This is a genomic window from Ornithinicoccus halotolerans (assembly GCF_009602535.1).
Lineage (GTDB): Bacteria > Actinomycetota > Actinomycetes > Actinomycetales > Dermatophilaceae > Ornithinicoccus > Ornithinicoccus halotolerans.
Genome location: NZ_WIQI01000025.1, coordinates 21,997 through 31,026 on the forward strand (window position 1 = coordinate 21,997; position 9,030 = coordinate 31,026).

9 protein-coding genes are annotated in these 9,030 nt (G+C 72.1%); 4 read left to right on the forward strand and 5 right to left on the reverse strand.

Going from position 1 to position 9,030, the window contains the following annotated elements; genetic code table 11:
- Window positions 1–6: 6 nt before the first annotated feature.
- The 3 genes from aceB to GFJ45_RS06910 all read right to left on the reverse strand — a co-directional run bounded on the left by aceB (window position 7) and on the right by GFJ45_RS06910 (window position 2,272).
- A complete protein-coding gene (gene aceB, locus GFJ45_RS06900) occupies window positions 7–1,596 on the reverse strand; it encodes a malate synthase A (RefSeq protein ID WP_153395536.1) in 1,590 nt (529 codons plus the stop codon).
- 141 nt (window positions 1,597–1,737) lie between these two features.
- A complete protein-coding gene (locus GFJ45_RS06905; RefSeq protein WP_153395522.1) occupies window positions 1,738–1,977 on the reverse strand; it encodes a hypothetical protein in 240 nt (79 codons plus the stop codon).
- 58 nt (window positions 1,978–2,035) lie between these two features.
- A complete protein-coding gene (locus tag GFJ45_RS06910; RefSeq protein ID WP_153395524.1) occupies window positions 2,036–2,272 on the reverse strand; it encodes a hypothetical protein in 237 nt (78 codons plus the stop codon).
- 161 nt (window positions 2,273–2,433) lie between these two features.
- Here GFJ45_RS06910 and lepA point away from each other — a divergent pair, with 161 nt between their 5' ends.
- The 4 genes from lepA to hemW all read left to right on the forward strand — a co-directional run bounded on the left by lepA (window position 2,434) and on the right by hemW (window position 7,647).
- Entirely contained in the window at window positions 2,434–4,311 is a 1,878-nt protein-coding gene (gene lepA, locus GFJ45_RS06915; protein ID WP_153395526.1) for a translation elongation factor 4, read from the forward strand.
- Window positions 4,308–5,027, forward strand: coding sequence for a tRNA (guanosine(46)-N7)-methyltransferase TrmB (gene trmB, locus GFJ45_RS06920; protein ID WP_228386621.1), 720 nt, complete (start codon window positions 4,308–4,310; stop codon window positions 5,025–5,027). Before lepA ends, trmB begins: the two co-directional genes overlap by 4 nt.
- Before the next feature lie 108 nt (window positions 5,028–5,135).
- Entirely contained in the window at window positions 5,136–6,308 is a 1,173-nt protein-coding gene (locus tag GFJ45_RS06925) for a M14 family zinc carboxypeptidase (protein WP_228386623.1), read from the forward strand.
- Window positions 6,309–6,417: 109 nt separating this feature from the next.
- Window positions 6,418–7,647, forward strand: a complete 1,230-nt coding sequence (gene hemW / locus GFJ45_RS06930; RefSeq protein ID WP_153395528.1) for a radical SAM family heme chaperone HemW — start codon at window positions 6,418–6,420, stop codon at window positions 7,645–7,647.
- A 320-nt stretch (window positions 7,648–7,967) separates the two neighbouring features.
- Here the strand turns inward: hemW and GFJ45_RS06935 are convergent, their stop codons facing one another.
- Together GFJ45_RS06935 and GFJ45_RS06940 are read right to left on the reverse strand one after the other, a co-directional pair.
- Window positions 7,968–8,426 carry a DUF4870 domain-containing protein gene (locus tag GFJ45_RS06935; RefSeq protein ID WP_228386629.1) on the reverse strand — a complete coding sequence of 153 codons (459 nt, stop codon included), beginning with the start codon at window positions 8,424–8,426 and terminating at the stop codon, window positions 7,968–7,970.
- On the reverse strand, window positions 8,423–9,030 hold a 608-nt coding region (locus tag GFJ45_RS06940; RefSeq protein ID WP_153395530.1), incomplete at its 5' end, for a DUF3097 family protein. The genes GFJ45_RS06940 and GFJ45_RS06935, both read right to left, overlap by 4 nt.

Below are 9,030 nucleotides of genomic sequence, written 5' to 3' on the forward strand. Positions count from 1 at the left end.
GGTGGCTCAGTCCATCCTCTCGTAGGCCGGGATGGTGAGGAAGTCGGCGAAGTCGTCGGCGACGGCCACCTCCAGGAACAGCTGGCGCGCCTGCTCGTAGGCGGCGGGGTCACCGTCGAGCTTGGCGATCTCCTCCTCGGTCAGCCGCTCGACGAGTCCGGCGGTCACCTGCTCGCCGGTATCCAGGGTGATGTCGTTGTGGATCCACTGCCAGATCTGGGACCGGGAGATCTCGGCGGTGGCGGCGTCCTCCATCAGGTTGAAGATGCCCACCGCGCCGCGGCCGGTCATCCACACCGCCAGGTACTGGATCGCCACCGAGATGTTGCCGCGCAGGCCGGCCTCGGTCACCTCACCCGGGGTCTGCGGCACCGAGAGCAGGTCCGCGGCGGTGACCTGGACGTCCTCACGGCGGCGGTCGATCTGGTTGGGCCGCTCGCCCAGCACCGCGTCGTACGCCTCCTGGCAGGTCTGGACCATTCCCGGGTGAGCCACCCAGGAGCCGTCGAAGCCGTCCCGGGCCTCCCGGGCCTTGTCCTCGGCGACCTTCTGGTAGGCCGCCCGGTTGACTTCCTCGTCCTTGCTGGGGATCTGGGCGGCCATGCCGCCGATGGCATGGGCGCCGCGCTTGTGGCAGGTGCGCACCAGCAGCTCGGTGTAGGCGCGCATGAACGGCACCGTCATGGTGACCGCGTTGCGGTCCGGCAGCAGCATCTCCGTGCCCCGGCTGCGGTAGGTCTTGATCACGCTGAAGATGTAGTCCCACCGACCGGCGTTCAGGCCGGCCGAGTGGTCCCGGAGCTCATAGAGGATCTCCTCCATCTGGAACGCCGCCGGGTAGGTCTCGATGAGCACGGTGGCCCGGATGGTGCCCTGCGGGATCCCCAGCTGCTCCTGCGCGATGACGAACGCCTCGTTCCACAGCCGGGCCTCGAGGTGGTGCTCCAGCTTGGGCAGGTAGAAGTAGGGGCCGAGGCCGGCGTCCAGCTGCGGCCGGGCGCTGTTGGCCATGTACAGGGCGAAGTCCACCAGGCCACCGGCGACCCGCTGTCCGTCCACGGTGATGTGCTTCTCGTCCAGGTGCCAGCCGCGCGGCCGCATCACGATGACGGCCAGCTCGCCGTCGGCGAGGGCGTAGCGCTTGCCCTCGGGGGAGGTGAAGTCGATGCGGCGGGTGATGGCGTCGCGCAGGTTGGCCTGTCCTTCGATGACGTTGGCCCACAGCGGGGTGTTGGCGTCCTCCTGGTCGGCCAGCCAGACCCGGGCGCCGGAGTTGAGCGCGTTGATGGTCATCTTCCGGTCGGTCGGGCCGGTGATCTCGACCCGCCGGTCGGCCAGCCCGGGCGCCGGTGGCGCGACCTGCCAGTCCGGGTCCTCCCGCACGTGCCGGGTCTCGTCGAGGAAGTCCAGCGAGCCCCCGGCCGCGATGTCGGCGACGACCTGCTGCCGAGCGCGAAGCCGCTCCTGGCGGCGGTCCTCCAGCTCTCGGTGGAGCCGGGCGATGAGCTCCAGCGCGGCCGGGTTGAGGATCTCCTCATAGCCCGGCTTGAGCTCACCGTTGACCTCCACGCCTGCGGGCAGCTGCAGCGTCGTCATCACGCCCTCCTCGGTGTCATTCCGCATCTCGGAATTGAGTGGTCGAGTGCTGGAAAGAGTGTAGCGGCTATGACGGGAACCGCCCCGGACGGTCAGCGTCCGGGGCGGGTCGTCTGCGGAGCGCGGACGAAGTGGGGTGCCTCAGCCGCCCTGCGACAGCCGCGCGGCGATCAGCTGCTTGGCCTGCTCGGCACCCTTGTGGCTGTCGGCCTGGGCCTTGCGAAAGAACTCGGCGAGCTCGCTGTCGCCCTCCCGCTCGGCATCGGAGATGTACTCCTCCAGGCGCAGTGCGTTGGTCATGCACGCCTGGGCGAACCAGAGGATGTTGTAGTGCTTGTCCTTGGTGCCGGTGACCGTGCCGGTCTCCTCGTTGTAGGGCATGGCTGTCTCCTTCGGTCGATCGATGGGCTGGACTGGTCGGCGTGGGGACGCCCCGGGCTCACGCCCGGTCACTCACCCCCGCCTCGCCCGACTGCCGCGCGCAGTGGGCGCAGCAGTAGATGGTTCCGTTCGCGGCCTCCACCCCGTGGCCGAGCACCCGGCAGCCGCAGTGGCCGCAGCGGGGGGCCATCGCCTCCACCGCGCACTCGAAGCTGTCGAACGTCCCGCGCTCGTCGCCACGGGTGATCGTGAACGCCTTGTCGTAGTCGTTGCCGCAGGTGTCGCAGGTGGCCATGACGGCCTCCTTCCGTCGGTCCGTCTCGTCCGGCTGCGTGCAGACCCTCCCAGGATCGCGCCGGTGCCGGAGGCCCGCAATCGCAGGACGCGTCCGCACGGTGCCGACCCGCCCACGTGGGACACTGGTGGTCCCGACCCCGACCGACGAGGTACCCACGCGTGTCCCCGATCGTCCAGCCCGAGGCCGTGCCGCAGCCGGCGGCGACGCCGCCGGAGGTGCTGCGCAACTTCTGCATCATCGCTCACATCGACCACGGCAAGTCGACGCTGGCCGACCGGATGCTGCAGGTCACCGGCGTGGTCGAGCCACGACTGATGCGCGACCAGTACCTGGACCGGATGGACATCGAGCGCGAGCGCGGCATCACCATCAAGTCGCAGGCGGTGCGGATGCCCTGGGGTGTGGCCGCCGAGCACGGTGGCGTGACCGCGCACGTGCTGAACATGATCGACACCCCCGGGCACGTGGACTTCACCTACGAGGTGAGCCGGTCGCTGGCCGCCTGCGAGGGCGCCGTGCTGCTGGTCGACGCCGCGCAGGGTATCGAGGCGCAGACGCTGGCCAACCTCTACCTGGCCATGGAGAACGAGCTGGCGATCATCCCGGTGCTCAACAAGATCGACCTGCCGGCGGCGCAGCCGGACAAGTACGCCGAGGAGCTGGCCGGGCTGATCGGCTGCGAGCCCGAGGACGTGCTGCGGGTCTCCGGCAAGACCGGCGAGGGGGTGCCCGAGCTGCTGGACCGGATCGTGCGCGAGGTGCCGGCCCCCGTGGGCCGGGCCGACGCCCCGGCCAGGGCGATGATCTTCGACTCGGTCTACGACACCTACCGGGGCGTCGTGACCTACGTGCGGGTGATCGACGGCGGGCTCTCACCCCGGGAGCGGATCGCGATGATGTCCACCCTCGCCACGCACGAGCTGCTGGAGATCGGTGTCATCTCCCCCGAGCCGTCCCCCAGCAAGGGCCTCGGCGTGGGGGAGGTCGGCTACCTCATCACCGGCGTCAAGGACGTGCGCCAGTCCAAGGTCGGCGACACCGTCACGGGCGCGGGGCGCCGCGCGGAGGAGCCGCTCGGCGGCTACCGCGACCCCCGTCCGATGGTGTTCTCCGGCCTCTACCCGATGGACGGCTCGGACTACCCGGTGCTGCGGGAGGCGCTGGACAAGCTCAAGCTCAACGACGCGTCGCTGGTCTACGAGCCGGAGACCTCGGCGGCGCTGGGGTTCGGCTTCCGTATCGGCTTCCTGGGCATGCTCCACCTGGAGATCGTCCGGGAGCGGCTGGAGCGCGAGTTCGGGCTCGACCTGATCTCGACGCTGCCCAACGTGGTCTACCAGGTCCGGATGGAGGACGGTACCGCGCTGGAGGTGACCAACCCCAGCGAGTTCCCCAGCGGCAAGATCGCCGCGGTGACCGAGCCGGTGGTGCGCGCCACCGTCCTGGCCCCGAGCGAGTTCATCGGCCCGATCATGGAGCTGTGCCAGTCCCGCCGGGGGTCGCTGCGGGGCATGGACTACCTGTCCCCGGAACGCGTGGAGCTGCGGTACACGCTGCCGCTGGCCGAGGTGGTCTTCGACTTCTTCGACAACCTGAAGTCGCGCACCCGGGGCTACGCCTCGTTCGAGTACGAGCCCGAGGGCGAGCAGGAGGCCGACCTGGTCAAGGTCGACATCCTGCTGCAGGGCGACCAGGTCGATGCCTTCAGCGCGATCGTGCACCGGGACAAGGCCTACGCCTACGGCGTCAAGATGGCCGGCAAGCTCAAGGAGCTCATCCCGCGGCAGCAGTTCGAGGTGCCGATCCAGGCCGCCATCGGCTCCCGGGTGATCGCCCGGGAGAACATCCGCGCCATCCGCAAGGACGTGCTCGCCAAGTGCTACGGCGGTGACATCAGCCGCAAGCGCAAGCTGCTGGAGAAGCAGAAGGAAGGCAAGAAGCGGATGAAGATGGTCGGCTCCGTGGAGGTGCCGCAGGAGGCCTTCATCGCCGCGCTGTCCCAGGACGGGCTCGGGACGGAGAAGACCCGCAAGTGAGCGCCCGCACCACCGACGACGGGCGCCCGCTGGCCCGCACCCGGTCGTTCACCCGTCGCGGCGCGCGCATGAAGGACCGGCACCAGGCCGCCTACGACCGGCTCGCCCCCGCGCTGGTCATCGACGTGCCCCGCCCGGCTGCGGCGCTGACCACCGTGGACCCCGGCTTCACCCTCGACCCGGCTGCGGCGTTCGGCCGTACCGCCCCGCTGGTGGTGGAGGTCGGGAGCGGCTCGGGCGACGCGCTGCTGCACGCGGCCGCCGCACGCCCGGACTGGGACTTCCTGGCGGTGGAGGTGTGGCGGCCCGGGATCGGCCAGTGCCTCGCCCGGATGGGGGAGCGGCCGCTGCCGAACGTGCGGTTCGTGGAGGCAGACGCGGCCCAGGCGCTGCCCACCCTGCTGCCGGCCGCCGCGGCCCGCGAGGTGTGGACGTTCTTCCCCGACCCGTGGCCGAAGACCCGCCACCGCAAGCGGCGGCTGGTCGGCCCTGCCTTCGCCCGCACGGTGCACCGGCTGCTGCAGCCGGCAGGCACCTGGCGGCTGGCGACCGACTGGGACGACTACGCCGAGCACGCGCGAGCCGTCCTGGACGAGGCGTCCGGCTTCACGCTCGCCTCCACCGAGCGTGCCCCGCTGCGACCGGTGACCCGGTTCGAGGCCAAGGGGGTAGCCGCCGGCCGCCGCATCACCGACCTGGCCTACCGCCGCGTCTGAGGGTTGGCGGGATGTTGACCGAGGGCTGACCTGCTGCGGGTTCCTCCCGGTCGGTGCGCTGGCTAGCGTCGAGGGACACGTCCGATGTCTACCAGCAGGGAGCGACACATGATGCAGCGACGACGGCGCAGCGCAGTCCTGGCCAGTGCGGCACTGACCGTGACGGCGGGGGTGGCGCTGACGGGCGGCGGCGCCCAGGCCACCCCCACCAACAGCCACTGCGGGACCGAGGCGTCCGGCTCGGGCAACGCGGGCTTCGTCAACCACGAGCAGCTGACCAAGACCCTGGAGCGCATCGAGCGCACCAGCCAGGGCACGGTCGACGTCGAGGTGGTCGGCCACAGCAACCAGGGCCGGGAGATCTACTCCGCCCGCGTCGGCGAGGGCGACACCGTGCTGCTGGTGCAGTCCCAGATCCACGGCAACGAGAACCACGGCACCGAGGCGCTGCTGCAGCTGCTGCAGCAGTGGGGCGGGAACACCGCGGCGGCCGAGGCGATGCGCGAGGAGGTCACCATCGTGGCCGTTCCGCGGCTCAACGTCGACGGTGGCGAGAACGACACCCGGCAGAACCAGATGAGCTGGGAGGAGACCGTCGCGCAGTTCCCGCAGCTGGCGGGCGTGGAACCGGCGTGGAACTACCGGGACTCCGTGCCGGGCTACGACGTGAACCGCGACTTCCACCCGGACCTGGACTACGTGCCGGACCCGGCCGACTTCCCCGGCAGCAGCGCGGACACCGGCTGGTACCTCACCCCCGAGGCGCAGACCGTGCGCGACCTGTACCGGGACCTGGAGACCGAGTTCGGCACCGTCGACTACTTCGTCGACCTGCACAACCAGTGGAGCTGCTACGCCGTCGAGGGCACCGACCGGCACTCCCCGCTGTCCATCTCGGGGCGGTTCATCGCCGACCCGGACGAGCACGGTGACTGGCCCGAGTTCGACTACGACGCCTCCCGGCGAGCCAACGTGGCCGTCTACGACGCGCTGCAGGACCGCGGTGGCTCCGGCTACGGCGACCTCACCCTCTACCCGCAGAGCACCAACCTCCCGGGGACGGCGCTCGGGTCGTTCGCGCTCCGGGGCAGCGCGACGGTGCTGTTCGAGACCTCGAGCCAGACCCAGTACGACGGGATGAAGCGCAACGGCTTCCTGACCTCGCAGGTCAAGGTCGGGCTGCAGGGGCTGGTCGACGCCATCGCCGACGGGTCCATCGCCACGATCGACCCCGAGGACTACGAGGACATCCCCAACCGGGTCTTCCTGCCGGCTGACTGACCTGCTCGGCCCCCGGTCGACCCAACCCAGGGCCGCCGGTCCCCACCCGGGGACCGGCGGTCTCCTCGTCTTGGGTCGGTGCCGCCGCTGCGGCTGCGACACTGGGTGCATGCCCCCCGCCCTGCCGGCCGGTGACCCGGTCCCCGCCGACGGCGCGCTGCCGCCCGCGGCGCTGGCCGGGATCGACCGGCGCCGGATCGGGGTCTACGTGCACGTGCCGTTCTGCCGGGTCCGCTGCGGCTACTGCGACTTCAACACCTACACCGTGCCCGAGCTGGGCGGACACGGTGCCACCCTCGGCACCTTCGCCGACGCCGCGGTGGCCGAGCTGGACCTGGCCGCCCGGGTGCTGGCCACCGACGGTCCCGGCCCCCGGGAGGTCGGCACCGTCTTCGTCGGCGGCGGCACGCCGACCATGCTGCCGGCGGCCGACCTGGGCCGGGTGGTCGCCGCGGTGGACCGGGCCTGGGGGCTGGCGCCGGGCGCCGAGGTAACCACCGAGGCCAACCCCGACACGGTCACCCCGCAGCTGGCCGAGCAGCTCGCGGCCGCCGGCTTCACCAGGGTCAGCCTCGGGATGCAGTCGGCGGTGCCCCAGGTGCTGGCCACCCTGGACCGCACCCACGACCCGGCGCACGTCGCGACCGCGGTACGGGCGGTGCGCGACGCCGGCCTGCAGGTCAGCCTGGACCTGATCTACGGGACGCCAGGGGAGTCGCTGGCCGACTGGCGCACCAGCCTGGAGACCGTGCTGGCGCTGGAGCCGGACCACGTGTCGGCCTACGCGCTGGTCGTCGAGGAGGGCACCCGGCTGGCCGCGCAGGTCCGCCGGGGGGAGGTGCCGGCGCCGGAGGACGACGACGAGGCGGACAAGTACGAGCTGGCCGAGGACCTGCTCAGCAGGGCCGGTTACGACTGGTACGAGATCAGCAACTGGGCGCTCGGCCCGCAGGCGCGGTGCCGCCACAACGAGGGGTACTGGCGCGGCGACGACTGGTGGGGTGTGGGCCCGGGCGCGCACAGCCACGTCGGCGGCGTGCGGTGGTGGAACGTCAAGCACCCTGGACCGTACGCGGCCCGGGTGGCCGCCGGCCGGTCGCCCGGCGCGGGCCGGGAGCTGCTCACCCGCCGGCAGCGCGAGGACGAGCAGGTGATGCTGGGGGTGCGGCTGGCCGAGGGGCTGCCGCTGGACCAGCTGGGCGAGGACGGCCGGCTGGCCGTGGCCGGGCTGGTGGCGTCCGGGCTGCTGGACGGGCGGGCCGCGCTCGCGGGCCGGGCGGTGCTCACGCTCCGGGGGCGGCTGCTGGCCGACACGGTGGTGCACCGGCTGCTCGGGTGAGCCGGCTCACCGGGGCGGCTGCCGGCGGCGGGCTGGGGGCATGGCGCAGGCCCCCGCCCAGATGGTCGCGGGGGCCCGCGTCGGCCGGGGTGATGCCCGGTCGGCCGGCACGGGGTCGCCCTGGCTCGCCCTCGCCCCATCACGGGCGGGTGTCACCGGTGCGCAGAGGCCCGGATCGCGAATCCGCGACGTGGACCGTGCGGCCAGCACCTGCCGGGAGGCCGGCGCGGTGCGTACCGTCCGTCCTACTCCCGGAAGCGGAGCCGCACAACCCCTCCCGGCGGGTCGCGATCGGACACGCCGGGAGAGGAGCGAGCCGGTCAGCTCAGGACGGGCAGCTGGAACGGGTAGCGGAACACCTCGCCCTTGCTGCCGCGGGCGGCGCCGACCAGGTGCAGCACCGCGCCGACCACGAAGATCACGATCAGCAGCGGGATCCCGACGAGGGCACCCACCACGGTGAAGATGAGCATCCAGGACAGCAGGTAGAGCAGCCAGAACGAGAGGTTGAAGTTGAAGGCGCCGGCGGCAGCCTGCCGCACCAGCGGGCTGCGGTCCTTGTAGACCAGCCAGATCACCAGCGGGCCCAGCACGGACAGCCAGCCCAGGCTGACGATCGCCGCGATGGGCGCGGACAGGTGGGCCAGCACCGTCATCGCCCGGTCGTCACCACCCGGGACGGCCCCGGGCTGCCGGGCCGGGTCGGTCACCGGCGGCTGCTGGGACGGCGGGATGGCCCCCTGCGGGCGGTCGTGCGGTGGTTGCGGTCCGGTGGTCATGGTGTTCCCTCCTGCGGGACGGTGACGAAGTCGATCAGTTCTTCGACGCTGGCGAGCAGCGTTGGTTCCAGGTCCTTGTAGGAACGCACCGACCCCAGGATCCGCTTCCATCCCTGAGCGACGTCCGCCTGGGTGGCGTGCGGCCAGCCGAGCTCGGCGAGCACGGCCTGCTTCCAGGGCCGGCCCCGCTCGATGACCGGCCAGGCGGTCAGCCCCAGCCGCGCCGGCCGCACCGACTGCCACACGTCCACGTAGGGATGGCCCAGCACCCGCACCCACCGCGCCTGCGGCATCCGGCGGACCTGCTGCACCACCCGGTCCTCCTTGGTGCCGGGCAGCAGGTGGTCGACCAGGACCCCCATCCGGCGCTGCGCCGACGGCGCGAAGTCGCGCACCACGGCGGTGAGGTCGTCCACCCCCTCGAGCAGCTCGACGACCACCCCCTCGACCCGCAGGTCGTCCCCCCACACCCGCTCCACCAGCTCGGCGTCGTGGCGCCCCTCGACGAACAGCCGTGACCCGGCCGCGACCCTGGCCCGGGCGTCCTGCACCCGCACCGAGCCGCTGGCCGTCCGGGCGGCAGCGGCCTGGCGGGCCTGCGCCG